General features: G+C 60.1%; 27 protein-coding genes. 16 read left to right on the top strand and 11 right to left on the bottom strand.

Annotated features, from left to right (window positions below):
- Positions 1 to 6 precede the first annotated feature (6 nt).
- The 5 genes from Q8R10_RS14200 to Q8R10_RS14180 all read right to left on the bottom strand — a co-directional run bounded on the left by Q8R10_RS14200 (position 7) and on the right by Q8R10_RS14180 (position 2,806).
- Positions 7 to 495: a structural protein gene (locus tag Q8R10_RS14200; protein WP_305654488.1), complete on the bottom strand. Its 489-nt coding sequence runs from the start codon at positions 493 to 495 to the stop codon at positions 7 to 9.
- Positions 496 to 636: 141 nt separating this feature from the next.
- Entirely contained in the window at positions 637 to 963 is a 327-nt protein-coding gene (locus tag Q8R10_RS14195; RefSeq protein ID WP_305654487.1) for a DUF6388 family protein, read from the bottom strand.
- Positions 964 to 1,068: 105 nt separating this feature from the next.
- Entirely contained in the window at positions 1,069 to 1,761 is a 693-nt protein-coding gene (locus Q8R10_RS14190) for a hypothetical protein (protein ID WP_305654486.1), read from the bottom strand.
- A 20-nt stretch (positions 1,762 to 1,781) separates the two neighbouring features.
- On the bottom strand, positions 1,782 to 2,372 hold the full coding sequence (locus Q8R10_RS14185; RefSeq protein ID WP_305654485.1) for a hypothetical protein: 591 nt from the start codon (positions 2,370 to 2,372) through the stop codon (positions 1,782 to 1,784).
- A 2-nt stretch (positions 2,373 to 2,374) separates the two neighbouring features.
- Entirely contained in the window at positions 2,375 to 2,806 is a 432-nt protein-coding gene (locus Q8R10_RS14180) for a helix-turn-helix domain-containing protein (protein WP_305654484.1), read from the bottom strand.
- Between the two features lie 98 nt (positions 2,807 to 2,904).
- Between Q8R10_RS14180 and Q8R10_RS14175 the strand changes: the two genes are divergently transcribed.
- The 15 genes from Q8R10_RS14175 (at position 2,905) to Q8R10_RS14105 (ending at position 14,479) form a co-directional block, all read left to right on the top strand.
- Positions 2,905 to 3,141, top strand: coding sequence for a DNA-binding protein (locus Q8R10_RS14175; protein WP_305654483.1), 237 nt, complete (start codon positions 2,905 to 2,907; stop codon positions 3,139 to 3,141).
- 441 nt (positions 3,142 to 3,582) lie between these two features.
- On the top strand, positions 3,583 to 4,062 hold the full coding sequence (locus Q8R10_RS14170; protein WP_305654482.1) for a hypothetical protein: 480 nt from the start codon (positions 3,583 to 3,585) through the stop codon (positions 4,060 to 4,062).
- The gene (locus tag Q8R10_RS14165) at positions 4,059 to 4,373 is read left to right on the top strand and encodes a hypothetical protein (protein ID WP_305654481.1); all 315 of its coding nucleotides are present in this window, start codon (positions 4,059 to 4,061) and stop codon (positions 4,371 to 4,373) included. Before Q8R10_RS14170 ends, Q8R10_RS14165 begins: the two co-directional genes overlap by 4 nt.
- A gap of 12 nt (positions 4,374 to 4,385) precedes the next feature.
- The gene (locus Q8R10_RS14160) at positions 4,386 to 5,384 is read left to right on the top strand and encodes a hypothetical protein (RefSeq protein ID WP_305654480.1); all 999 of its coding nucleotides are present in this window, start codon (positions 4,386 to 4,388) and stop codon (positions 5,382 to 5,384) included.
- 17 nt (positions 5,385 to 5,401) lie between these two features.
- Positions 5,402 to 7,177 (top strand): integrase, encoded by a 1,776-nt coding sequence (locus Q8R10_RS14155; RefSeq protein ID WP_305654479.1) that lies wholly within the window; start codon positions 5,402 to 5,404, stop codon positions 7,175 to 7,177.
- A gap of 15 nt (positions 7,178 to 7,192) precedes the next feature.
- Positions 7,193 to 8,434, top strand: a complete 1,242-nt coding sequence (locus tag Q8R10_RS14150; protein ID WP_305654478.1) for an ExeA family protein — start codon at positions 7,193 to 7,195, stop codon at positions 8,432 to 8,434.
- 1 nt (position 8,435) lies between these two features.
- Complete coding sequence (locus Q8R10_RS14145) at positions 8,436 to 8,753, top strand: hypothetical protein (protein WP_305654477.1); 318 nt, start codon at positions 8,436 to 8,438, stop codon at positions 8,751 to 8,753.
- Complete coding sequence (locus tag Q8R10_RS14140) at positions 8,753 to 8,917, top strand: hypothetical protein (RefSeq protein ID WP_305654476.1); 165 nt, start codon at positions 8,753 to 8,755, stop codon at positions 8,915 to 8,917. The genes Q8R10_RS14145 and Q8R10_RS14140 overlap by 1 nt, the downstream gene beginning before the upstream one ends.
- Positions 8,910 to 9,536, top strand: coding sequence for a DUF3164 family protein (locus tag Q8R10_RS14135; protein WP_305654475.1), 627 nt, complete (start codon positions 8,910 to 8,912; stop codon positions 9,534 to 9,536). Before Q8R10_RS14140 ends, Q8R10_RS14135 begins: the two co-directional genes overlap by 8 nt.
- 1 nt (position 9,537) lies before the next feature.
- On the top strand, positions 9,538 to 9,933 hold the full coding sequence (locus Q8R10_RS14130; protein WP_305654474.1) for a DUF2528 family protein: 396 nt from the start codon (positions 9,538 to 9,540) through the stop codon (positions 9,931 to 9,933).
- A 1-nt stretch (position 9,934) separates the two neighbouring features.
- The gene (locus tag Q8R10_RS14125) at positions 9,935 to 10,204 is read left to right on the top strand and encodes a hypothetical protein (protein WP_305654473.1); all 270 of its coding nucleotides are present in this window, start codon (positions 9,935 to 9,937) and stop codon (positions 10,202 to 10,204) included.
- A complete protein-coding gene (locus Q8R10_RS14120) occupies positions 10,201 to 10,668 on the top strand; it encodes a gp16 family protein (protein ID WP_305654472.1) in 468 nt (155 codons plus the stop codon). The genes Q8R10_RS14125 and Q8R10_RS14120 overlap by 4 nt, the downstream gene beginning before the upstream one ends.
- Positions 10,665 to 11,027, top strand: coding sequence for a Mor transcription activator family protein (locus Q8R10_RS14115; RefSeq protein ID WP_305654471.1), 363 nt, complete (start codon positions 10,665 to 10,667; stop codon positions 11,025 to 11,027). The genes Q8R10_RS14120 and Q8R10_RS14115 overlap by 4 nt, the downstream gene beginning before the upstream one ends.
- 393 nt (positions 11,028 to 11,420) lie before the next feature.
- Positions 11,421 to 13,076 (top strand): ATP-binding protein, encoded by a 1,656-nt coding sequence (locus Q8R10_RS14110; protein ID WP_305654470.1) that lies wholly within the window; start codon positions 11,421 to 11,423, stop codon positions 13,074 to 13,076.
- A complete protein-coding gene (locus Q8R10_RS14105; RefSeq protein ID WP_305654469.1) occupies positions 13,073 to 14,479 on the top strand; it encodes an ATP-binding protein in 1,407 nt (468 codons plus the stop codon). The genes Q8R10_RS14110 and Q8R10_RS14105 overlap by 4 nt, the downstream gene beginning before the upstream one ends.
- A gap of 260 nt (positions 14,480 to 14,739) precedes the next feature.
- On the opposite strand, the gene Q8R10_RS14100 is transcribed toward Q8R10_RS14105, so the two are convergent.
- The 6 genes from Q8R10_RS14100 to Q8R10_RS14075 all read right to left on the bottom strand — a co-directional run bounded on the left by Q8R10_RS14100 (position 14,740) and on the right by Q8R10_RS14075 (position 21,990).
- Positions 14,740 to 15,405 (bottom strand): nucleotidyltransferase family protein, encoded by a 666-nt coding sequence (locus tag Q8R10_RS14100; protein ID WP_305654468.1) that lies wholly within the window; start codon positions 15,403 to 15,405, stop codon positions 14,740 to 14,742.
- Between the two features lie 5 nt (positions 15,406 to 15,410).
- Entirely contained in the window at positions 15,411 to 16,382 is a 972-nt protein-coding gene (locus tag Q8R10_RS14095) for an XdhC family protein (RefSeq protein ID WP_305654467.1), read from the bottom strand.
- 240 nt (positions 16,383 to 16,622) lie between these two features.
- A complete protein-coding gene (locus tag Q8R10_RS14090) occupies positions 16,623 to 17,831 on the bottom strand; it encodes a cytochrome c (protein WP_305654466.1) in 1,209 nt (402 codons plus the stop codon).
- Positions 17,832 to 17,833: 2 nt separating this feature from the next.
- Positions 17,834 to 18,373: a (2Fe-2S)-binding protein gene (locus Q8R10_RS14085; RefSeq protein ID WP_305654465.1), complete on the bottom strand. Its 540-nt coding sequence runs from the start codon at positions 18,371 to 18,373 to the stop codon at positions 17,834 to 17,836.
- Positions 18,366 to 21,197 carry a xanthine dehydrogenase family protein molybdopterin-binding subunit gene (locus Q8R10_RS14080; RefSeq protein WP_305654464.1) on the bottom strand — a complete coding sequence of 944 codons (2,832 nt, stop codon included), beginning with the start codon at positions 21,195 to 21,197 and terminating at the stop codon, positions 18,366 to 18,368. The genes Q8R10_RS14085 and Q8R10_RS14080 overlap by 8 nt, the downstream gene beginning before the upstream one ends.
- Before the next feature lie 241 nt (positions 21,198 to 21,438).
- Positions 21,439 to 21,990, bottom strand: a complete 552-nt coding sequence (locus Q8R10_RS14075; RefSeq protein WP_305654463.1) for a DJ-1 family glyoxalase III — start codon at positions 21,988 to 21,990, stop codon at positions 21,439 to 21,441.
- Between the two features lie 218 nt (positions 21,991 to 22,208).
- Between Q8R10_RS14075 and Q8R10_RS14070 the strand changes: the two genes are divergently transcribed.
- Entirely contained in the window at positions 22,209 to 23,504 is a 1,296-nt protein-coding gene (locus tag Q8R10_RS14070) for an NCS2 family permease (protein WP_305654462.1), read from the top strand.
- Positions 23,505 to 23,672 lie beyond the last annotated feature (168 nt).

The raw sequence follows: 23,672 nt of genomic DNA, 5'->3' as shown, positions 1-23,672 counted from the left end.
TTGCAATTAACGGCCATGGCGCACCCCTGGCACGATGCCAGCGAGGGCCAAACCGTCAGCGATGATCGGTTCGCCATACCACTGGCCACCGGGTAGCGGGCCGAGGCCGTTCTCGTGACGGATGATGGCCAGCACCAGGGCACGCATGGTGTCGTAGCGGTACACATCGACACTCTCATCGTCCGGGCCAATGCCCAGTGCACTGGCCGCCGCTTTGGCATAAGCGTTGGTGTCGTTTTCGACGGCCGGTGCCCAGCGTTCGATGAACTCGCGCACGCTATCAATGCGGCTGCCATCTTTTGCGAGGCGCTTGTCTTGGTAGGTGATCAGTACCCGCGCAATAGCGCGGATGCCCCAGCGCGGGCCGCTGAAAATGACGAAGCGTGGATCGCTAGTTTGATCATCGGCTTGCCCTTGCCAGCGCACGCCAGGAGCGCGGTCGATGTTGCCAGGGTTGAAGTTACGGATACCGCGAGGGGTTGAATCGGATCGCATGGCGCCTCCTGCAAAGGCGCCCGGTTAAGGTTTTCAGGCGCCAGAAATACACACGCCGCCATGATCGGCGGCGTGGTGCAGGAGCGCTTTTAATCGGGTTTAAAGAGATCTTTAACTGTTAGCCATTAATGTCCGCACCAATCATTCTGCGATGCGGTTCAACTGCTTGTACTCGCTCCACTCCATTCCGACAGCGTTTGCTATCTGGCGATGTCGTTCCAAGCGCCATTCCTGAGCCTGCTCTGGCGACTCGGCCATCAGCCTGATTACAAACTCATCCGTTTCGAGACCGTGAGCCTTTGCGGCATCTGCGAACACCATAATGCGACGCTGCTCGTGGTATTCCTCGACCGTGCTGCCGCTGGCCTCAATCACTCCACGGCGGACAGCGTTGATTTCGCGAACGGCTGCTGGATTTTGTGCAAAATATTTGTCTCTTGCTGCGCTGTACCGTTTCTCAATACTCATAAGACCTCTGTCTTGCAGACCGACGCTTTAATGGTCGTTGTTCTATTGGCTTAACCCCATTCAAGGGCTGCGGTGAACCTGAGCGGCGCCCTAGTACACTCGCCGTCAAATTTTGCAGTGCGCCGGTTTGGGCAAAGCCACAACCTGCTTCGTGTTGGCGTCAAGGTCGTAGGTCGTCAGGCATTCGCGGCCACCGCCAAACTTCTCTTGCAGCGAGGCATCAAGCTCGGCTTCTGCCGCCGCCGAAGCAACGGGGTCAGCGGACTTAAGGCATTCAGCACGACTTACCTGATAATCGTCCAACCCCCTTTTGATCCAGCCAGGGGCTGACTCAGTCCCACCTCTGCTAGCAGCACCTAGCTGGGCATGCCACCAGTTGCGAGCGTCGTTACCCGCGCCGAAGCAGCGCCCCAGAGGCTCGAAGGTCATATTACCGAACTGGGCCTTGCCATTTTCAACCAATGAAGTGAAGTGTTTGCTATGAGCACCTAGAGCTGTCGGGTCGCCAGTTTTTAGCACTACGGCACCATCATTCATGGCCTTATCCAGCTCGGCCAAGTATTGCGTGGCGCGTGCTAAAGCCTCGACGCTGGGCTTGGTATAGATCGCCGGATCTATTTCGGCAGGAGCTGCTGAAACAACAGCGGCAGTGACTGACTCAGGCACTGGCTTGCCTTCGTCTGCCGGGATAAGGAAATAACCAGCAACCACAAGAATTACTGCCCACCCAATAACTACGGCTTTTTTCTCTGCCGCGCTCATATCCCGCCATGATTTGCTTTTCTGCTTTTCGGTCACGTCACCACTCCTTTAGCCAACTAGAACCAAAACTTCCCAATAATGATGCCGAACAGCAATGTGCCACCAAACTGCCATGGATAGGTGGTCAGCAGCATTTGGAGATGCGGGCGTTCTTTCTCGGGTTTGACGGCTGGCTCGACGCTTACCTGCGGCACATAGTCCTGCACAAAGATAAGCACGGTCTGCAGCTGTTGCCTGTTTAGCGCCTTGAGCTGCTTTTCCCCAAACTCACGGGTGCAGTAAGTGGCCATCTGCAGGCGGATCTTCTTGCGATCCGCCACCTGGAGAATCTGGTGGACCAGCCCAGTGGTGGTCTTCTGCTCGCGCAGGCGGTCGAGGTACGCCTGCAATGCACTTTCAGCCTCAGAGAACCTACTACGCAAAATATCGTCAGCGCTTTCCACACCGACCCGAGCAAAGACCACATCCTGCCAAATCTTGTCCGGGTCTTCCTCGAATTCGCAAACCAAAATATCTACCAGTCCATCCAGCGTCCGTCGCTGCGAGCTAACCAAAGGCTCCTGGCTTTCGCCACTCTGATTCAGATGTAGGTTGATATTCCCAGCAGCAACCATCCCTACACGCTCATTAAATTCCTGACTGCTCACAACTACTTCTTCCTTTTCTCACTTCCCATATTGAAGGTGACGGGCGTTGTAAAGGTCGCATTGCCTTCAATGTGCTGCGCCACATCACCCTTGAAAACCTGCTTTGGAGCTGCACTTGGGGCGGTCTGTTCACCGAGCAATACGCGCAGAGCTGCATCTCTAAGCCCTTGAGTACTTGAGCGGAATCGCTCAACCAGCAAGCGCTCCTCCGGTGTGAGTGCAACAGAAGACCGCACTCCGGTTAGCACGTACTGAACATCAGCGCCTGACGCGGCTATAGCTGCCAGGTAATCGCCTGTTGGCACGCCGTCACCCTTTTCATAAAGGATCTGAGACCCCTTCGAAACGGCGCCAAGGCGCCCGAAGTCAGTCTGGTTCAGACCTAGGCGTTTCCGCTCCTCAACAAGCCTCTTTCCAAGATCAGCCCTTTGCACCTAAAAACCCCTTGTATGGTTCAGGATCTTGAACCATAATCACCACACCAAGACACGAAACACCCACCTAAAACACAAAACACCACGGACGCGACCGAATGAACAATCCTCCGTTTCCCCAAACCCCAAAGCAGGCTCACACCTGGTTTGTCACTCACGGCATCTGCATCGCCGACTGGTGCAAGGAGAAGGGATTCAGCCGCTTCACCGTATTTGATCTGTTGCGCGAAAAGCGCAAAGGCAAACGGGGTGAAGCCCACCGAGCTGCCGTTGCACTTGGCTTGAAAGCCGACCCTAAAGCCACCGAAACCGAAACCGAAGCAGCTGCTGCGTGAGGCCCACCATGACTATCAGTGACCACACACTTCAGATGCTGGGCCAGGCGCAAACAGAGTGCCTGTTGGCCAACGGTAAACAACCCCGGCTAGCTACCGCGAGTGCGATAGCGCCCGCAGCAGTCGAAGTATCCGCTGCTCGGCCCGAAGCACATCCGCATCTTTCTCTGGCCGCTCAGATAACTGTTGGAGATCAGCAATGAATGCCTGCCGATCCAAACCAGTGCGCAACTCCATGTGCTGGACCAACAATACCAAAGCTGTTTCCAGCGCAACCAAGCTGCCGGTGTGTCGATCTAGTCGCTCTTGCGTGTCCATCTCGGGTGTTCCTCAGGTTGTCAATTTACCTGAAAACATTGTGCATGGCACAACGCCATTGCCAATGCTCAAACCCGCTCTTTGTTTGGATGGCCACTTTCACTCGGGCATGAGGGCCTTCCAATGACCCCGCGCCAGTGGAAACGCGTGCAGCCGAGCACCCTGCGTGACGCGCTAAAGCTTTGCCAGCAGCACGGTAAAGAGCGCTACAACCGTGGCATTGAACGCATCGCCGCGCTGATGGGATTGGAGGATCACTGGGCGCTGTACAAGTGGATCGCCAACGGGCGCATGCCGGCCGTAATGATCCCCGCATTCGAGCAGGTCTGCGGCATCAACTTGGTCAGCCGCTGGCTGGCCGCCAGCAGCGGCAAGGTGCTGATCGATGTGCCAACCGGGCGCAGCAGTAGCCCTCAAGACATTCAAAACCTGCAGGCCGTTTTGCATGAGGCGACCGGCGCCCTGATGGCTTTCTACTCAGATGACCAAGAAGCCAGCGCCACCTTGGCCGCCATCCAGGCTGGCTTAGAGGAACTGGTCTGGCATCGCGGCAACGTGCAGCAGCACGCCCAACCACAGCTGGAACTGGGAGAGCAGTCGTGAGCGAAGACAAATACACCAGTGCTCAGGTGCAGCGCGTGCTGAACGTGTTGCTGGCCCTGGCCGGTAATGAGTTTCGCGGGATGTTGCTTAAGGAGGTGGCGGTGGCCACCGACAGCACCGAAAGCAACGCCCTGCGGGCACTGGAAAACCTGCGCACCGCAGGCCTGGCCGAACGCAATGCCCATGACGACAAGCGCTGGCAGCTCGGCCCACGCTTGGTGCAGGTGGCCATCGCCTTCGACGGCGCGCTGCATAAAGCCCAACGCGATTTGGATGAGCGCCGTCAGCGCTTCACCCGCAACCCCAACTAAGGACGACCCTACATGGCCCGTAAAGAAACTCCAGTCGTTGTTACTCCGATGCCAGACATCAACGAAGAAGCTTTCCAGGAAGATGCCGGCGCGCTTGGCATGTTTGGCAAAATTGCCCAGGACATTCACGGCGAGCGCGACCTGGTCAATCAGATGCTCGGCCAGATTCAGATGAGCCGTGCTATCTCGAAATTTACCGACGTCGTGAGTTTACAAAAGCTCAAGCACATCAAGGAAACCAAGATGTACCGGGCCCTGGCAGGTCAAAGTGGGTACGACATGGCCGGTAATGAAATTGCCGACGTCGGGACTTTTGATGGCTTTTGTCGTGCACTTGGTACCAGCGCCAGCAAGGTCGATGAGGATCTGAAAAATCTCAACGTATTTGGCGAAGATGCACTTCAGCAATTGACTCAGATCGGTGCCGGCTACCGCGAGCTGCGCCAGTACCGCCGCCTGCCGGAAGACCAGCAAGCCGCCCTGATCGAAGTGGCCAAGACCGGTGACAAAGATGCCTTTATCGAGTTGGCCGAAGAAGTCATCACCAAGCACGCCAAAGAAAAAGCCGAGCTAACCAAAAAACTCGAAGACGCTCAGGCCGACTATCAGGCCCTGGACAAGTTCGCCGCCGACACCAGCGCCGAAAAGAAGGCATTGAAGCTGGAGTTGGAGCGCAACCAACTGCGCACCATGCCTTGGGATGAACGCATCGCACCGCTGAAAGAAGAGATCACCGCGCGCCAGTGCCTGATTGACGAGTCCCTTGCTCGCCACCTCCAGGCGTTGGACGCCCTGGATGCCTGGCTGACCAGCGAGATGACCTCACGCCCGGACTACGACCCAGAAGTGCAAACCGACCTGCCGCCGGAAGCCGTCACGGTACTGGTGCATCTGGAGGATGCGATTCAGCGTTCCGCGCACCTGATTGCCGGGGCCATGGCTGACCTGCAGAACCGCTTCGGCGCTGACCTGGCTCAGGCCCGGCAGCACTTGTTGCAAGTAGGCGCGTGATGAACGGAGCGGCAGACATGGCATTGACGCCTGACATTCGTGATTACCTGGCCGAGCTGGCACGCCAGTTGGACGCCGCCGGGCATGGCGCGCGTGGGCCGCTGATGGCTGCCGCTCAGGTGTTTCTCAACTGGTCGCCTGCGACCATCTATCGCCAGCTCAAGGCCGCTTGCGGCTGGGATGCTGGCCGCAAAACGCGCACCGACAAGGGCAAGACCAGCGTGGCCGGCAATGCTCTGGACATGCTCGGCGCGGCCCAGCGCGAAGGCGTGCGGGAGAACGGCAAGCAGACGCTGTTTACCCCCACGGCCCGCAGCATTTTGGAGCAGAACGGCATCGCGCTCGGCGTCAGCAATGGCCAGCTGAATCGGCTGATTCGGGCACGCAGTTTGGATGTAGCCTCGCAGCGCAACGTCAGCCCGGTGCAGACACTGCGGGCACCACATCCGAACTACCTGCATCAGGTCGACCCCTCGCTGTGCCTGGTGTATTACCTCAAAGGCCGGCAACACATGATGCGCGACAGCGAGTTCTACAAGAACAAGCTGGACAACTACGCCAAGGTGAAACTGAAGGTCTGGCGTTATGTGATGTACGACAAAGCCAGCGGTGCGCTCGTGCCCTGGTACTGCGAGGCGGCGGGCGAGAATCAACACAGCCTGTTCGATTTTTTGATGTATGCCTGGACCAAAGCCGAAGGCACGCTGTTCCACGGTGTGCCGCAATACCTGATGTGGGACAAGGGCTCAGCCAACACCAGCAGCGCGATCAAGAACTTGCTCAAGCATCTGGAAGTCACCCCGCTGGAACACGAGGCTGGCAATGCTCGCGCCAAGGGTGGCGTTGAGAACGGCAACAACATCGTCGAGACGCAGTTCGAGAGCCGTCTGCGCTTTCAGCCGATTGACGATATCGCCGCACTGAACGCTGCTGCCCAAGCGTGGGCTGAGGCGTACAACGCCAACTTGATCCCCGGTCAGGATACCCGCCTGCGCCGTGCGGGCCTGGCTGAACCGGTGTCCCGCTATGACCTCTGGCAACTGATCCGCGCCGAGCAACTGCGCCTGCTGCCTGAGGTGGCGGTTTGCCGCGCGCTGATGACCAGCCGCGAGGAAGAACGCACGGTCAGATCGGACATGACCATCAGCTTCAAACACCAGAACGCCGAAAGCCGGATGTTCTACGACCTGCGCGAGCTGGATGGCATCACGGTCGGTGCCAAGGTGGCGGTGCGTGGGCTGGCCTATGGCGACTGCGCCATTCAGATCGAAGCGCCGCGCTATGACGGCGCGATGCTGACCTATCGCGTTGAGCCGATCCGTGGCTATGACCAGTTTGGTCAGCGCCTGGATGCCGCCATTCCTGGCCTGGAATACAAGTCACTGCCGGAAACCTCCATCGAAAAAGCCGCCAAGGTCATGGATGAACTGGCCTACCCGGAGCAGAACGCCAAGCAGGCCCGCGCCAAACAGGTCGCACCGTTCGGCGGCAAGCTGGATGCCCACGAGCACCTCAAGCAGATCGAGCACCCCACTTACTTGCAGCGCCTGGGCAGCACCATCGACACGCCAGAGCACCTGCGCAGCGATGCGCCGAAGCTCTCGTCCATGCAGGCGATGTTGCGGATTGCCGACGCCATCGGCCGCAACCTCACTCAGGCGGAAAACACCTGGCTGCGTAACTCATTCAAGGACGGCGTACCTGAAGACCAGGTGCAGGCCTTGATCGAACAATTCACCCGGCCGGCAATTGTTGCCCCGGCCTCGACAACCGGCGGCCTGCGGGCTGTGTAGGAGCGCGTCATGCGAATGATGAAGTTGAAACAGGTTATGTGGCAGCTCGGCATCTCTCAGCGGGAGATGTCCGAGGCCATCGAAAAGCCTGATGGCCAGCCCATCAGCCAATCAACCATGGCTCAGTTGGTCAATCACGACCTCTGGCCCAAGACCATGGAACGGGCAGCACTGGAACGGCAGATCAAGACGCTGCTGTTCGCACGAGGAGCGAACGACGACCACATCCTGGATTTGTTCGTGATGGAAGAAACCGATGCAGCGACAGTCTTGGCGGATCGCGCTGCATCGGCACTCAACAATGCCAACAGCAAAGAGAGCGACTACATGCTACTACGAAAAAACACCTTGACCCGACAGGCCCGCGAGCACTTCCGGCTGCCGTGTGACCCGTTCACCGATGAAATGCAGAGCGAGGAGGATGTGTTTCTCTCGGACGATATCCGCTATGTGCGCCAAGCCATACGCCAGACAGCCAAGCACGGCGGCATGTTGGCGGTGGTCGGCGAGTCGGGCGCGGGTAAATCGACACTGCGCCAGGACTTGGCCGAGTGGGTGTTCGCCAACCATGAGCCGATCACCCTAATCGAACCCTATGTGCTGGGCAGCTCGGACGATAACGTCAAGGGCAAGACGATCAAGTCGCTCGACATCATCGCCGCGATCATCCGCTGCATCGACCCGAGCGTTAAGCCGCGGCGCTCTCAGGAAGACCGCTCACGGCAGATGCACGAGTTGCTGCTGGCCAGCACACAGGCCGGCCGCAAACATGTGGTAATCATCGAAGAAGCCCATGACCTGCCGATTGTCACCCTGAAGCACCTCAAGCGTTTTTACGAACTGCAGGCCGGCTTCAAGAAACTGCTGGCGATCATCCTGATCGGTCAGACCGAGCTGGGCGACAAGCTGTCCGAGCACAACCCGGCCGTGCGTGAGGTGGTGCAGCGCTGCGAACTGATCCGCATCAAGCCGCTGGACAATGAGGTTGAGGCCTACCTGAAGCACAAGTTTGCGCGTATCGAGGTGGACTATCAGGCCATCTTCGAACCATCGGCCTTCGAGGTAATCCGCGACCGCCTACGCATGAGCCATACCGAGGGACGCGGCGCGGCGCGCGGGGTCAAGACTATTTCTCTGTGCTACCCACTGGCGGTGAACAACCTTGTTTCGGGCGCGATGAACCTGGCGCTGAAGCTTCACGAAACCAAGGTGACCGGCGAGCTGGTCGTGGCCTCCCTGCGTGCGGAGGATGTTTGACATGCGTGCTGTCGATTCCCTGCCAATACCGGTCGGTCTGCCCAAACCGTTGCGAGTGCTCAACCAGTGCCTGAGCCAGAAGCTTGAGCTGGCCAACGAAGTGACTCGTTTCCTGAAGCACTACAACTGTCATCTGCTGGCCGTGAACCTTGATGGCGTCCGGCCTCTGTTGCGCGTCGAGCGTCTTGGCGGCCCGCTGCTGGCCGAGGTAGCGCGCGGCGTGATGCTGCTGCGGCCGGCGCCCGGCGTGAGCTACTGCCGGGCCTACCTGCTCGGATGTGAAGTCGAATGGCTGTGTCCGAGCGAGGTGTTGCACTGATGAGCAATCCCCTCGGAACCGCTATCGCAGCACTGCGCGATGCAGTTGCTAGTGAGCGCCCCACCATGTTTTGGGACGAGGCGATGAAGCATGTGGCAGTGCTTCTTGAGCACGTACAAAAACTGTCATCCGACCTAAATAGTGAGGAAGAAACCCATGGCTGATACCCAGCAAGTCCAGATTCCCTCGGGCTTTCGGCAGAACGGCCAAGGCCACCTAATCCCCGAAAGCCTGATCAAGCCCATCGACATCGAGCGCGATCGCCTGGTGCGTCATCTGGTTGATCGGGCCAGTGAACTCAGTGGCGAATTGGCTGACTTCAAGGTCGTCGCCTTCGGTGACATCAAGGCCTTTATCGAGATGAGCTTCGAGGAGTACGGCGCCAAGGTTGGTGGCAAAAAGGGCAACGTTTCGCTGCTCAGCTTTGATGGTCGCTACAAAATCCAGCTGGCCGTGCAGGAAAGCATCGCACTGGACGAACGCCTGCAAGCCGCTCGTTCGCTGATTGATGAGTGTGTTGGTGAATGGACGCAAGGCATCCGGCCGGAAGCCGTCGCGCTGATCAATGACGCATTCCGCACCGACACCAAAGGCGAGATCCGCACCGCCCGCGTACTGGCTCTGCGCCGCTTGGAGATCACCGACGAACGCTGGCAGCGCGCCATGAAAGCCATTGGTGAAGCCTGTCAGGTGGTCGGCAGCAAGAGCTATATCCGTATCTATGAGCGGGTTGGCGATACCGACCAGTACCAGCCGATCAGCCTTGATATTGCGGGGGTATGACATGGACCAGAACATCAAACGCTACATGCTTCGTGATACATGGCTGGACTGGGAGGTCGTTCTTGAAGTCGACCATGACCAACTGACAAAAGAGCGCGCCACGCTGATTAACCAGTTCTGGAGCGGTGATGACTACCGTTTAGATAACGCCGAGGGTGACGTCATGAAAGCGGTGATCAAGCTGGCGGCGAGCACATTGGTTTCCGCACTCCTACGCAACGGTGGCGGTAACTTTGCCGAAGGTAATGAAGCAGCAGCGCTCTGGACAAGGGATGACCTGCATAACCAGGAAGGCTGGGGCGGCCCGGAAGATAACGCGTATGGCTGGTGTGGCATTCGCTTGGTGAGCGCTGATGTTGGAGTCGATATCGACCTCGACTTTGTTGAGGTGGCGTGACATGGAACGCTATCACTCAATAGCTGGTGATCCTCCGCGCCGTGACATGCAGTCTCAGCTGGCTGCGAGTGCTCAGCTCGAACAGCAGATCGCCCAGTTCATAGCACGCGGCGGCAAGGCGCATGAGGTCGGCGCGCAGATGCGTGCCACGCCTGAGCCGTTCGTGATCAATCCTCGCACCACGCCGGTTTATAACCAGTTCGACTCCAACAAGCGTATGGCGGAAGCGCTGGTGACTTGCTTTGGCTCAATGGTAGGAGGTGCAAAGTGACTGCTGCGCCTTCCAACCCGAACCGGCTCCGCCTGATCAAGTTGATCCATGTTGCCCGGCGTGAGCTGTGCATGGATGACGACATCTATCGCCTGATGCTGGCAGGCATGACGGGTTTGGACGGCGCAACGTCCTCCGCTAACTTGAGCGTTCCAAACCTGCTACGGGTTTTGGAACAGCTCAAGCAGCGGGGCTTTAAGGTTCGTCCAAACAAAACACAGAAGCGGCCACTGGCTGACGATGAGCAGTCCAAGAAGATCCGCTCGCTTTGGCTGACTTTGCACGACCTCGGCGCTGTGCGCGATCCATCTGAAGCGGCTCTGGTCAAGTTCGTGCTGAGCATGACCAAGGTGGCGGCTTTGCAATGGCTCACCGCAACCCAGGCCAGCCGGGTAATCGAGAACTTGAAGCAATGGCAGCAACGCGTTACCCGCGCTAGCAACTCTCACGAGGGGACTGTATGAGCGACTTTCGAAGCAAAGGGCCTGAACTTCTGCTTGATCTGACCGAGCACATTGCCGTTGCCCTGGGCGAGTTGGTTGCGATGGAGAGCGCCAAGGCTCAGCATGTGGCCAAAGAGGTGGCCGACCGCATGGCAGCTCACTGGGGCGGCCAGAACATCTACTTCCCGATGGGCCTGTCGATCAAGCTGAGTCGGCGCGATCGGCAGATCTATGATGAGTTCAACGGTACTAACCACAGCGACCTAGCCCGCAAGTATGGGGCGTCGCTTCAGTGGATCTATAAGATAGTGAAGGCGGCGCGCAAAGAGCACATCGCGCGGCTTCAGGGGGATATGTTCGGCCCGGCCACCGAGGACTGACCGGGCGTCACCTCATTGCATTATCTGCAACTTTCTTTGAAACTCCCTCCCCACAGAATCCCATCCCATGCCAGCGTGTCCCGGTTTATCTCAGGTTTCCCCCTGGGATTATCTCGGTCTAACTCACCGCATAACCGAGCGCAGTAGTTTTCACACAGTCTGCATAGCCGGCCTCCTGCGGCGAGGCCAAGGCATAGCGCAGCCCGCGTCTCGAAGGCATTTCGCGCCACGCGGCTGGACGGGTTAAAGCACCGGCCTACACTGACTAAGAGCTGCACAGCTACGCATTGGCGGCATGGCGATGGGCGCTCGCCTGACGGTCCACAGCGATGGGCCGGGCAAGGGCGCGACCTTTACCCTCGAACTGCCGCTCCAAAACCAAGAGGCGACGCCATGACCCTCCTTGCAGCTCACCATGCCGTCCTGTCACGCCTAGCAAGGTTACTGGGCGAATGGCGGCTTCTCATCTACCTGGTGCTGGGTTTCGCCGGCGCCATCGCCGGAGTGCTGTGGTACCTCTCCAGCCTGCAGGAAGAACTCGTGCAAAGCGCCTCGCGCCACAGCGCACAACTCTATACCCAGGCGCTGGCGGATTTCCGCACCCTGTACACCTCGGAGGTGGTGGGGGTGGCGCGCAGTAGCGGCCTGGCAGTCAGCCACGACTACCAGGGCAAACCGCACACCATCCCCTTGCCTGCAACCTTGAGCATGCTGCTAGGCAAGCGCTTGGGCGAACACATACCCGGCGCCAAGACCCGCCTCTACAGCCCCTATCCATTCCCCTGGCGGGCCGCCGAAGGCGGCTTGCACGACGACTTCGACCAGGCGGCCTGGCGGGCGCTGAACCAGCAACCCGAGCAGGCCTATTCCCGCATAGTTAATAGCAACGGACGGCTGGCACTGCGATATGCCACCGCCGACCGCATGCGCGAGGCCTGCGTCAGTTGTCACAACAGCCACCCCGACAGCCCCAAGCGCGACTGGCAAGTAGACGAGGTGCGCGGAATTCTGGAAGTCGAGCTGCCGCTCGACAACGCCTTGATCCAGGTTCGCGACAACCTACGCGCCACCTTCTGGCTATTGTCGAGCCTGGCCTTGCTGGGCACCCTCAGCATCGGCTGGGTCATCACCCGCCTCAAGCGGCTGTCCCATGAGCTGCAATTGCGAGTCGACGAGCGCACCCGCGAACTGCGCGAGGCGCAAAGCGAACTGGTGGCCAGCGCACGCCAGGCCGGCATGGCCGAAATCGCCAGCAACGTGCTGCATAACGTCGGCAACGTGCTCAATAGCGTGAACATCTCGGCCGACCTGATCGGCCGCCGGCTGCGTACCTCCAAGGCCCATGGGCTGGGCAAGGCGGTGCAACTGATCAATGAACACGCCGCCGACCTGGGCGATTTTATAAGCCACGACGAGAAAGGCAAGCTGCTGCCGGGCTACCTGAACCAACTGGCCGATGCGCTTGCCGCCGAACAACAGGGCATCGGCGAAGAGCTTGGGCAGCTGACCAAGAGCATCGACCACATCAAGGAGATAGTCGCCCTCCAGCAGTCTTATGCGGGCGCGTCCAGCGTGGTCGAACCCGTGCAGATAACCGACTTGCTCGAGGATGCCCTGCGCATGCACGCCGGGGCGCTGGTGCGGCATCAGGTCCAGGTGGTGCGCGAGTATGCCGAGGTGCCCGCGCTGTTGCTGGACAAGCACCGGCTGCTGATGATCCTGATAAACCTGATCAGCAATGCCAAGTATGCGATGTCGGGCCTGGATGACCACGCCCAGACCATGACCCTGAGCGTGAGTATGCTGCCCGACGGCACCCTGCGCATCTGCGTGAAGGACCAGGGCGAAGGTATTGCGCCGGAGAATCTGACCCAGATCTTTGCCCATGGTTTCACCACCCGTAAAGAGGGCCATGGCTTTGGCCTGCACAGTTGCGCGGTGGCGGCGCTGGAGATGGGTGGGCGCTTGACGGCCCACAGCGATGGGCCGGGCAAGGGCGCGACCTTCACCCTCGAACTCCCCTTCAGAACAGCAGGGAATAACCTATGAATACGCTGCCTAACCGGCGCATTTTGCTGATTGACGACACGCCTTCGATTCATGAGGATTTCCGCAAGATTCTGCTGTTCGATACCCAGGCAGAGGCCGAACTGGATGCGGTCGAGGCGGCCCTGTTCGGCCAAGAGGTCAAGGCCAGCGCCGCCCCCTTCGAACTCGACTCGGCCTATAGAGGCCAGGAGGGTTTGGCCATGGTTTGTGAGTCGACTGCGCACAACCGCCCCTACGCCATGGCCTTCGTCGACATGCGCATGCCGCTGGGATGGGACGGGGTCGAGACGATCGAGCGCCTCTGGCAAGAAGATCCGCGCCTGCAGATAGTGATTTGCACCGCGTATTCCGACTATTCCTGGGAGGAGGTGCTGGACCGCCTCGACACCCGCGACCGGCTGCTGATCTTGAAGAAACCGTTCGACAATATCGAAGTCTGTCAGCTGGCCAATGCGCTCACGGTCAAGTGGCACATGACGCAACAAGCAACATTGCAGATGAGCGAACTGGAGGAGAAGGTTCAGGAGCGCACGCTTGAAATCAAGCGAACCAGCGACGCACTGCAAGTAGAAATCGTCGAGCGCAAGCAGTTGGAGAGCCAATTACTGCAAGCCGATAAACTGGCCTCCATTGGTCAACTGGCGGCGGGCGTGGCCCATGAGATCAATAATCCGATCGGCTATATATCCTCAAACTTTGTCACGCTCGAAGGCTATTACTCGGGGCTGTTAGAGATGCTCAATGCTTACGAGACCGTGGAGCAGACCGTGGGTTCACCGGAGGTCGTGGCCAAGCTCAAGAGCCTGCGCGAACGCCTGGAACTCGATTTTATGAAGGAGGAGATACCACTGCTAATGCGTGAGTCCAAGCAAGGCCTCGCCCGGGTGCGTCAGATAGTCCAGGACTTGCGGGATTTTTCGCGGGTCGACTCAACCCAGCAATGGCAATGGGCCAACCTGGAGCAGGGTATCGATTCGACCCTGAATATAGTTGCCAGCGAAATCAAGTATAAGGCCGACATCATCAAGGAATATGGCGGCATTCCCGAGATTGAATGCCTACCCTCGCAACTGAACCAAGTGGTATTGAACCTGCTAGTGAACGCCACCCAGGCGATTGACTCCGAGCGGGGCAAGATCATCATCCGCTCCGGTGCCGAGGCTGAGAATATCTGGATAGAAGTGACTGACACCGGCTCGGGTATCGAAACGCACATCCTCCCGCGAATTTTCGACCCCTTCTTCACCACCAAACCGATCGGCAAGGGAACCGGACTGGGCTTGTCGCTCTCCTACGGCATAGTGCAAAAGCATCGCGGGCAAATAACGGTACAAAGCGAAGTTGGCGTGGGCACCACATTCCGCGTCGTCTTACCTATCCGCCAGCTCGTGGCGCGCGAATGAACACGGCGAATCCAGTCGCTGTCACGCCCAAGTTCGTGATTCAGAAAGCTACTAAATAAGACGCCCGCCTCACAAGCCTTGGGATGTGGGCTGCCTGCACCGGCCAATCGCGGATAAATCCGCTCCTACAGGGTGCGGCGGCCAATAAAGCTTCTGCAAGTGCAGGGTTTGGGTAGGAGCGGCTTTTGGTAACAAAGGGCGCCGCGAAGCGAGCCTGAGTACGCAGTCACTCCTGCAGGATTGCAGCCGCTCATTACGACTTAGCGCATGCCCAAGGCAGTCGGAGTGTCGACATCATCGAGCACGCCGGGGTCATCCACCGCCACCTCGATACAGGCAGCGCCCGCTCCCGGCGGGCTTGCTGCATTTACCACATCCATGTGGATCACCTGCGGCTGCGCGGCCAGCAGTGCCTTGGCTCCGGTGTCGCCGGTGAGCTGCTGCAATTGCGGCCAAAACTGCCGACCAAAGAGCACCGGATGGCCGCGCTGGCCCTGATAGCAGGGAAACACTATGCATTCTGGCCCGGCCTGGCCGATCAGCCGTTGCAGGGTGCTGGCGCTCAGCCAGGGCATATCGCCCAACAGCACGGCAATGGCGCTGGCCGGATGTTTATCCAGGGCGCGGATGCCCGCCGCCAAGCTGTGGCCCATACCCAGCTCGGCGTCCGCGCAGCGCAACACCTCGACCCCCGGCGGCACGCCAAGCGCCTGTGCATCGTCGCCGTCCCTCAGCAACACGTAGACCTGGGCAAAGTGGCGTTGCGCCTGTAGCAAGCTGGCGACCAGCAGCGGCGTGCCATCGGCCAACAAGGCCCGGCGCTTATCGCTGCCGAAACGCCGGCTTTGACCGGCGGCCAATACCAGGGCGATGACGGCAGGAGCAGGGAGTGGAAAGTTGGGAAGTGGGGAGTCGGCCTTGACCATGATGCCTACACCTGCTCGCGCGCTATGCCGTTGCGCATCCGAACGATATCGGCGAGCACCGACAGGGCAATTTCGGCCGGGGTCTTGCTGCCGATATTCAGGCCAATCGGCGCCTGGATGCGGGCAATTTCCGCCTCGCTCAGACCGCCACTGCGGCGCAGGCGCTCGAAGCGCTTTTGCGTGGTCAGCCGCGAACCCATCACCCCGATATAAAACGCCGGGCTGCGCACCGCTTCGATCATGGCCAGGTCATCGATCCGTGGATCGTGGGTCAGGGCCACCACGGCGGTGTCGCTGTGGCAACCGCCTTCGGCGATCACCCGGGAGGGCAATTGCCGGATCAGCTCGATACCGCCCAGCTCCACGCCCGCCAGCACTTCCTCGCGCGGCTCGCAGAGCAGCACCTCAAAACCCAGGGCCGTGCCGAACTGGGCGCAGAAGTGACTGACGCTGGAGTAACCGGCCAGCAGCAACCGTTGCGCCGCGCCGACCCGCAGGCGCAACTTGTCGGCCGTGCGCTCAACCCGCGCGCCTTGGGTTTGATCATCGAACAACTGACGGCTGCCGCTGGCCAGATCGATCTCGCGAATCAGCCGGCGCTGGCCCTGTAGCGCCGCTTGCAACTGGCGCAAGTGCTCTTGCACGGCGCAGTCGGCCGGCAGGTTTTCCACCAGCACTTCCAGCACTCCGCCGCAGGGCAGACGAATGCCCGAACGCGGCTCATCGCCGGCACCGTAACGAATCAGGTTAAGCGGTTCGGCGAAAGCGCCGGCCAACAACTGTTCGAGAAAGTCCTCTTCGACGCAGCCGCCGGACAAGGAGCCCAGCCACTGCCCGGCTGCATTGGCCACCATTAAGGCACCCGGTGCCCGTGGCGCCGAGCCATAGGTGCCGAGCACGGTGCACAGCCACAAGCGCTGGCCGGCCTGGGACCACTCCAGCGCTTGGCGGATGACCTGTAAATCAAGTTGCTGCATTTAATTCATCACCGCTAAAACAAGGGCCAGATATCGCAACAAAAAGCCAAAAGACGAAGCCGGACGTAGAGCAGGCGTAGAGCGGGTTACACCCTACGGGACTCCGGGATTTCGGCGTGTTTGCTCAATCCACAAGCAATGCACATTCTGTGGGAGGGGCTTTAGCCGCGAAAAGGCTGAAAAAGCAAAGGCATCGCGGCTAAAGCCCCTCCTACAAGGTTTACGGCGCCAGCTCTACGCTTAGTGCCCCACCTGGCTGCGCAACTCGCTCACCTGCGCGGCGCTCATGTCCGCCGGCAAGCCACCCCAAGTTTGCCGCAGGTAATTGAGCAGGTTGCGCAATTGCTCATCGCTGAGTTGCTTGGCAAAACCGGGCATCGGCTGCATGCGTTCAAAGCCGGTGAACTGCTGCTCGGCAATGCCATCCTCGATCACCCGCAACAGGTTGCGTGAATCGGCTTGGCGCAGTGTGGTATTGCCCGCCATGGCCACGGCCACATGGGGTACGCCCTGACCGTCGTTGCCATGACAGCCGGCGCAGACATTCAAATAATCCTGACGGCCCTGCTGGGCGCTGTCACTCAATTGCGCCAGCGCTTGGGTCGCAATCACCGCCGCCGGCCCGGGTTGCTCACCCAACAGGTAAGTGGCCATGGCCTTATGGTCGGCGTCGCTCAGGTATTGGCTGCTGTTGTGCAGCACCGGATACATCTCGTTAAACATGCTGCCCTGGGCACTGATGCCATGACGCAAGAAGGTCGAGAGATCGCTGCTGTTCCAGCCGCGCGCCAGCATGTCCTCAGTTTTCAAACTGGGCGCCAGATAACCGAGCAGCACGCCGCCCTGCATGGCTTGCTCTTGCTGCAGCGCGCCGAGGCTGTTGCGCGGGGTATGGCACTCGCCGCAATGACCGAGCACCTCGACCAGATACTGGCCTTGCTGCCACTGCGCACTCTTATCGGTGGCTGGCGCCAACTGCAGGTCGCTGGCGTACAGCTGATTCCACACACTCAAACCAAAGCGCAGATTAAACGGGAAGCTCAGGCTAGTGGTTGGCGCAGGCCGGGCAATCGGCTCGATGCTCATCAGGTAGGCGTAGATGGCGTCGGAATCTTCCCGCTTGATCAGGTGATAAGAGGTGTAAGGCATGGCCGGATAGAGGTTGCTGCCATCGGCACGCTTGCCCTTGGCCACGGCGTTGTAGAAGTCGTCGCTGCTGTAGTTGCCGATGCCGTACTGCTTGTCCGGGGTGATGTTGGTGCCGTAGATGGTGCCGAATGGCGACTGCAACGGCAGCCCGCCGGCATAGGGCGCGCTGCCCTCGGTGCTGTGACAGGCCACGCAGTCGGCGGCGCGGGCCAGGTACTGGCCACGTTCGATCTGCGTTTGCTCGGCGGCTTGCACCGCCAGCGGTAAGCACAGCGCGGCGCGGATTAGAAAACGCTGCATGCTCAACCCTCCCTGACCAGACCGAGATCTTCGAGCACCAGTTTCGCTGCCTGGTAGTAGCGAACGTAGCCGGTGCAGCGACAGATATGCTGGCCGAGAGCGGTCTCGATTTCCTGCTCCAGTTCGCTGCGCTTGACTGGTTGGCGCTGCAGTTTCTCGACCATGATGGTGGCCGCATTGACGTAGCCCGGCGTGCAATAACTGCACTGAAAACTGAAATGATCGACGAACTTTTGCTGGATCGGATTCAGCTCGGTGACCGCGCCGCTGGAATCGCGCTTGGCCAGGCCTTCAATGGTGCGCACGCGCTTGCCATTGAAGAAGTGCGCGCCGGTGATGCAGGTACGCACCTCCTCGCTGGTGCCGTCGGGCTTGTCCAAGATCAGCACGCAGGCGTGGCAAATGCCCTGGCCGCAGCCGAGACGCGAGCCGGTGAGGTTCTGGTATTCGTGCAAGAACTCAACCATCAACAAATCGTCCGGCACCTCGAGGGGGCCGACCATTTGTCCGTTGATCTGCAGAGTGAGCGGACGCTTAGCCATTCAGGGCCTCCTTGATGCGAGCGGGTGAAAGTGGGAGTTCGCGCAGGCGTTTGCCGGTTGCGTGGGCCACCGCATTGACGATGGCGCCGACCACCGGAATCATCACCACTTCGGCGATGCCTTTGGCCGGATCGCTGGGCGACAGCGGCGGCAGAATCTCGGCGCTCTGCTGCCAGATCGCGACATCCTTGGCCCGTGGCAGTTGGTAGCGGTTGAAGTTCCAGGTGCCATCCCCCGGACCGCCTTCGTGCAGCGGCAACTCCTCCAGCAACGCATGGCCGATGCCCATGGCGATACCGCCTTCCAGTTGGCCGAGCACCAGCTCCGGCACTATCACCCGGCCACATTCCAGCCAGGAGTGATGGCTAAGCACCTGCACCGCGCCCGAGCCTTTATTGACCTTGACCTCCAGCAGAGTCGCCACCGGACTGTAGTAGGTGACCATGGCGTTGTTTAACTGGGTGTCCGGGTATTTGACGCTGCTGCGGTCGAGACGGTGGTAACCGGCTGCGGTCATCAGCGCGCGCTTAGCCGCCGGGGCGCCATCGCCATATTTCAGCGCCAGGGCATCCAGCGGCACGCTGTCGCGCACGCCGTCAATCTCAAACTCCGCCTCAGCCCAGGCCCAGCGGTTGAAACCGTGCACACTGGCGCCAGTCACCAGTCCCAGCTCATGGGCTTTTTTCGCCAGCAGGGCGAACGGCAACGGCTGCATGCCATCGGCGGTCAGCTTGCCTTTGACCCAGTGGGCGTTTTCGCGGCGCACCACATAGGGGCTGGCCGCGCCGCCATAAATCCCCTGGCCCCAGATCGACAGCGCCGCCGGCCACAGCCCGTGATTGAACAGAATGCGCGCCGCCTCTCGGGTGGCATGGCCGGAGTAGTACGCAGAATTGGTCGCCGACGAGGCCGAAGCCAGCTTGCCGACCCAGCGTGGGTTACGCAGATTGGCGTCCTGATCGGCCTGACTCACGATGTAAGGATTGCCGCTGGTAATCAGCCCCAGTTCGGCCCACTCGGTCTCGCCGGTTTTGATTTCATCGGCCGGCAAGCCGAGATAGTCCGCCACCAGCAAGGCTTGCGAAGTGGCCATGCCGGTGCCCATATCAATCGCCAGCTGACGCAATTTAACCCGGCCATCGGCGCTGAACTCGACACTGGCCATCGGCGACTCGGAGCCGGTGCCAAAGTCTTTTTGCACTATGGCAAAACCTACGCCGTAGAGGTGGTCAGGGTCGGCCTTGTCTAGGCGCGCTTTGCGTGCCACGCGGTCCTTCCACAGTTCGTGGGCGGCGGCCTTATCGAGCAATTCATCGAGACGCAGGGCACCGGCGGGAATCGCGCCCTGGGTGTTCTTCATGCCGGTTTGCAGCATGTTTTTGCGGCGTAGTTCGATGGCATCCACGCCGAGGCGCTCGGCCACCTCGTCGACCATCATCTCGGTGGCGGCCATGCTTTGCAGGGTGCCGTAGCCACGCATCGAGCCGGCCTCAACGCCGCAGGAATGGTAGGCGGTGGCGGCCATATCGCTTTGCGGCAGGTAGTAAATCGACTGCGCCGCCGTGGCGCCAACCGCCGCCACCGAGGAGCTGTAGTTGGCCCGGCCACCACCGTCCAGGTTCATGTTGGTACGGAAGATCTGAAAGCGCTGATCGGTCTTATTTACCGCCAACTGATAGTGCATGTCGAAGGCATGCCGTTTGATGCCGCTTTGAAACTGCTCGTAGCGATCATTGGCCAGGCGGATCGGCGTGCCGTCGCCATACATGGCCGCCAGCGCCGCGTAGAAGACGAAGATGTTGTTGTCTTTCGAGCCGTAACCGACGGTGTAGCCCGGATGCATGCTGAGTTTGTCCACCGTAAAGCGCGACGGCGCCAGCATATGTGCGCACTGCTCCGCCACCTCGAACGGGCACTGGGTGGCAACCACAAAATGCAGAGTCTTAGTGGCCGGGTCATACCAGCCGTTGCCGTTGTCGGCCTCTAACGCTGCGGGCTCGACCGACTGGGTCTTGTACTGCTCATCGAACACCAGCCAATCGGCCGGAGGGTTTTCCAACTGCTGCTGCATCTGTCCGGCGTAATACAAACCTTGCTCGGTGAGGTCGCCATTGATCTTCGCCTGCTGACTCCAGACCGGTTTGCGCTCACGGATCATGGGAAACAGCATGCTGTCTTTCAGGCTGGAGAAGGTGTCCGGGGCATAGGCATCGGCGCCGCCCACCCGAACGTAACGGAAGCTGCCATAGGGATCGGCCTGGTAGCGCGGCGCCTGAGCGCCATAGCGCAAGACTTGCTGATTGTGTTTGAGCAGGCCTTTAGCGGCCCGAAAGCGCTCGTAATCCTTCCATATCAGCAGCGCTACCGGATGGCCGAGAAACATCGGCACCTGCCCTTCAGGCAGGAAGGGATCGAGATCATGCCCCTGGGGAAAACGGATGCCGTCTTTCTTCAGATCGGCGGCGGTCACGATGCGATCCGGTTGCAACTCGCTACTCAGCATCGACAGATCCAGGCCCTCATACAGCCGGTCGATGTCAGTGGCCTTGAGCAACAGCGCATGGCCTTGCTGTTGCGGCCAACCGGGCATGTCCTTGGCGCGGATATCGCGGGCGAACACCTTGGCCCCGCAGGCCTTCGAGACCCCATCGATACGCCCGCGCGCCTTGCCATTCTGGCCGTACCAGGGCTGCGGTGCGGCGGTTACCTGGGCTTCGAACAAGGCCGCAAAGGCTTTACTGCCCAGCGGCGCCAAGCTGATGCTGATACCGGCGATGACGCTGCCTTGCAAAAACGCGCGGCGGGATAATTCACGCTTGGACATGCCTGCTCCTCAGGGCCGCGTTGCCCTGTCGCTGAACCTGTTGAATATTTCTGCCGTGATCGACACAAAGTCGAACCGCAGGCAAACGCAGCCAGATAAAGCTGACTTATAGGTCAAGATAATACCTGTTTCGATCATCAAGACCAAGCGCGAGCAGCTGCAAGAGTGTTTGGCCCAGGCTCACGAGGGGCTCGTACCCAGTCACGACAGCGCATCCACCGGGGACTAACCACGCGCCGGGCTACAGCAGCATATCGCTGGCCACACTAGCCCGAGCAGACTTACCCAGCACCTGCTCAACCAGCGTCAAGGCAAATTCCAACGCCGTGCCGGGGCCTTGGCTGGTGATGCAATTGCCATCCACCACCACCGGCTGATCGACAAAGGTGCAACCCGACAAGCGTTCGCTGAACGCCGGATAACAGGTCATCTTGCGTTGCTTGAGCACCCCATAGGCTTGCAGCGCCAGGGCGGGAGCAGCGCAAATGGCGGCAAACAGCTTGCCCGCGGCGGCCTGCTGGCGGACCCGTTCTGCCAGCGGCTGATGCTCGGCCAAGCGCAGGGCGCCGGGCATGCCGCCGGGCAGCACGATCAAGTCAAAGTCCTGGGCCAGCACATCGACCAGCATCGCATCGGCGGTTAAGCGGGTGCCATGGGCACAGTTAATCATCCGCCGGGTTTCAATACTGGCCAGCACCACCTCAATTTCGGCGCGACGCAGCACATCGAGCAAAGTCACTGTTTCTATGTCTTCAACGCCATCGGCGACGGCGATCAGGGCACGTTTTGACATGTGGGCATCCTCAAATAAAGCGCAATTGATAGTCCATTAAGGCTAGCAGCCTGGGCTGGCGGAGCGGGGCAAATTCGCAGCCAATAGTTGAACTGCTATCATGGCGCATTACCGCCCAGTAAACCTGCGCAGCCCCACCCGCGCGGCGTTGCCGTTGGCGAGCGGTATGCCTTAATCAACACCATTGCGGCGCCCGATGCGCCACGGAGAGCCCGACCATGCTGGAAAAACTGTTCCAACTGCAGGCGCACCAGACCACGGTGCGCACTGAGATGCTGGCAGGGCTGACCACCTTTCTGACCATGGCCTATATCCTCTTCGTCAACCCGGCCATCCTCGGCGAAACCGGCATGGACAAAGGCGCGGTGTTTGTTGCCACCTGCCTGGCGGCGGCCATTGGCTCGGCGCTGATGGGGCTGATCGCCAATTACCCGATTGCCCTCGCTCCCGGCATGGGCCTGAACGCCTTCTTCACCTACACCGTGGTGCTGCACATGGGCCACACCTGGCAGGTGGCATTGGGCGCGGTATTTATCTCGGCGACGATCTTCTTTTTACTGTCGATTTTTCGCATTCGCGAATGGATCATCAACAGCATTCCTCTGGCGCTGCGCTCGGCGATTAGCGCCGGCATCGGCCTGTTTCTGGCGATCATTGCCTTGAAAGAAGCCGGTCTGGTGGTCGCCAATCCGGCCACCCTGGTCGGTCTCGGCGACCTCACTGCACCCGGCCCGCTGCTGGCCATTCTCGGTTTTGTGCTGATCGTCGCCCTCGAGGCACGCCGGGTTGCCGGCGCCGTGATGATCGGCATTCTGACCGTCACCGCGTTGGCCATCGCCATCGGCGTCACCCCCTTTGGCGGCATCCTGTCGATGCCGCCGTCGCTGGCACCGACCTTTCTGCAGCTGGACATCCTCGGCGCCCTGGATGTCGGCATGCTCAGCGTGATTTTCGCCTTCCTGTTTGTCGACCTGTTCGACAACACCGGCACCCTGATCGGCGTGGCCAAACGCGCCGGATTGATGCGCGCCGACGGCTATCTGCCGAAGATGGGCCGCGCGCTGATTGCCGACAGCACCGCCGCCATGGGCGGCTCCTTGCTGGGCACCTCGACCACCACCAGCTATATCGAATCGGCCGCCGGTGTGGCGGCCGGCGGGCGCACCGGGCTGACCGCCTGCGTGGTCGCCCTACTGTTTTTGCTCAGCCTGTTTTTCGCACCCCTGGCCGGCACAGTACCGGCCTTCGCCACCGCGCCGGCGCTGCTGTTCGTCGCGGTATTGATGACCGCCAGCCTGGCCGAAATCGACTGGAGCGACATCACAGTTGCAGCGCCTGCGGTGGTCACCGCCCTGGCCATGCCGCTGACCTTCTCGATCGCCAACGGCATCGCCTTTGGCTTTATCACCTGGGTGCTGGTCAAGGCCCTGGCCGGCCGCTGGAGAGACATCAACCCGGCACTGGCGCTGCTGGCCACGCTATTCGTGCTTAAGTTCGCCTTCTTCAACGCCTAATTACCAGGCCGCTGAAAAACTACTGCGCTCGGCTATGCCGCGTTGAAATCAGCCTCAAAATGCTCATGTACAGCTCGTACACTGCGCTTTTTCGGCTGATTTCGCCTTGCCTAGCCGTCGCTCGCTACGTTTTTCAACGGCCTGATACCCCTTACTTCCTTGCTAGCG

Origin of the sequence: Pseudomonas sp. (assembly GCF_030698175.1) — a bacterium.
Classification (GTDB): domain Bacteria; phylum Pseudomonadota; class Gammaproteobacteria; order Pseudomonadales; family Pseudomonadaceae; genus Aquipseudomonas.
Note: the sequence above shows the minus strand (reverse complement) of the source record. Positions and strands in the feature narration are given on the sequence as shown.

Coding starts and splice junctions, on each gene's coding strand:
- Q8R10_RS14070 (WP_305654462.1), top strand. CDS start 22,209: ATGCTGGAAAAACTGTTCCAACTGCAGGCGCACCAGACCACGGTGCGC.
- Q8R10_RS14150 (WP_305654478.1), top strand. CDS start 7,193: ATGATGAAGTTGAAACAGGTTATGTGGCAGCTCGGCATCTCTCAGCGG.
- Q8R10_RS14125 (WP_305654473.1), top strand. CDS start 9,935: ATGGAACGCTATCACTCAATAGCTGGTGATCCTCCGCGCCGTGACATG.
- Q8R10_RS14085 (WP_305654465.1), bottom strand. CDS start 18,373: ATGGCTAAGCGTCCGCTCACTCTGCAGATCAACGGACAAATGGTCGGC.
- Q8R10_RS14100 (WP_305654468.1), bottom strand. CDS start 15,405: ATGGTCAAGGCCGACTCCCCACTTCCCAACTTTCCACTCCCTGCTCCT.
- Q8R10_RS14105 (WP_305654469.1), top strand. CDS start 13,073: ATGAATACGCTGCCTAACCGGCGCATTTTGCTGATTGACGACACGCCT.
- Q8R10_RS14175 (WP_305654483.1), top strand. CDS start 2,905: ATGAACAATCCTCCGTTTCCCCAAACCCCAAAGCAGGCTCACACCTGG.
- Q8R10_RS14095 (WP_305654467.1), bottom strand. CDS start 16,382: ATGCAGCAACTTGATTTACAGGTCATCCGCCAAGCGCTGGAGTGGTCC.
- Q8R10_RS14160 (WP_305654480.1), top strand. CDS start 4,386: ATGGCCCGTAAAGAAACTCCAGTCGTTGTTACTCCGATGCCAGACATC.
- Q8R10_RS14195 (WP_305654487.1), bottom strand. CDS start 963: ATGAGTATTGAGAAACGGTACAGCGCAGCAAGAGACAAATATTTTGCA.
- Q8R10_RS14075 (WP_305654463.1), bottom strand. CDS start 21,990: ATGTCAAAACGTGCCCTGATCGCCGTCGCCGATGGCGTTGAAGACATA.
- Q8R10_RS14115 (WP_305654471.1), top strand. CDS start 10,665: ATGAGCGACTTTCGAAGCAAAGGGCCTGAACTTCTGCTTGATCTGACC.
- Q8R10_RS14080 (WP_305654464.1), bottom strand. CDS start 21,197: ATGTCCAAGCGTGAATTATCCCGCCGCGCGTTTTTGCAAGGCAGCGTC.
- Q8R10_RS14200 (WP_305654488.1), bottom strand. CDS start 495: ATGCGATCCGATTCAACCCCTCGCGGTATCCGTAACTTCAACCCTGGC.
- Q8R10_RS14170 (WP_305654482.1), top strand. CDS start 3,583: ATGACCCCGCGCCAGTGGAAACGCGTGCAGCCGAGCACCCTGCGTGAC.
- Q8R10_RS14145 (WP_305654477.1), top strand. CDS start 8,436: ATGCGTGCTGTCGATTCCCTGCCAATACCGGTCGGTCTGCCCAAACCG.
- Q8R10_RS14140 (WP_305654476.1), top strand. CDS start 8,753: ATGAGCAATCCCCTCGGAACCGCTATCGCAGCACTGCGCGATGCAGTT.
- Q8R10_RS14155 (WP_305654479.1), top strand. CDS start 5,402: ATGGCATTGACGCCTGACATTCGTGATTACCTGGCCGAGCTGGCACGC.
- Q8R10_RS14130 (WP_305654474.1), top strand. CDS start 9,538: ATGGACCAGAACATCAAACGCTACATGCTTCGTGATACATGGCTGGAC.
- Q8R10_RS14090 (WP_305654466.1), bottom strand. CDS start 17,831: ATGCAGCGTTTTCTAATCCGCGCCGCGCTGTGCTTACCGCTGGCGGTG.
- Q8R10_RS14110 (WP_305654470.1), top strand. CDS start 11,421: ATGACCCTCCTTGCAGCTCACCATGCCGTCCTGTCACGCCTAGCAAGG.
- Q8R10_RS14135 (WP_305654475.1), top strand. CDS start 8,910: ATGGCTGATACCCAGCAAGTCCAGATTCCCTCGGGCTTTCGGCAGAAC.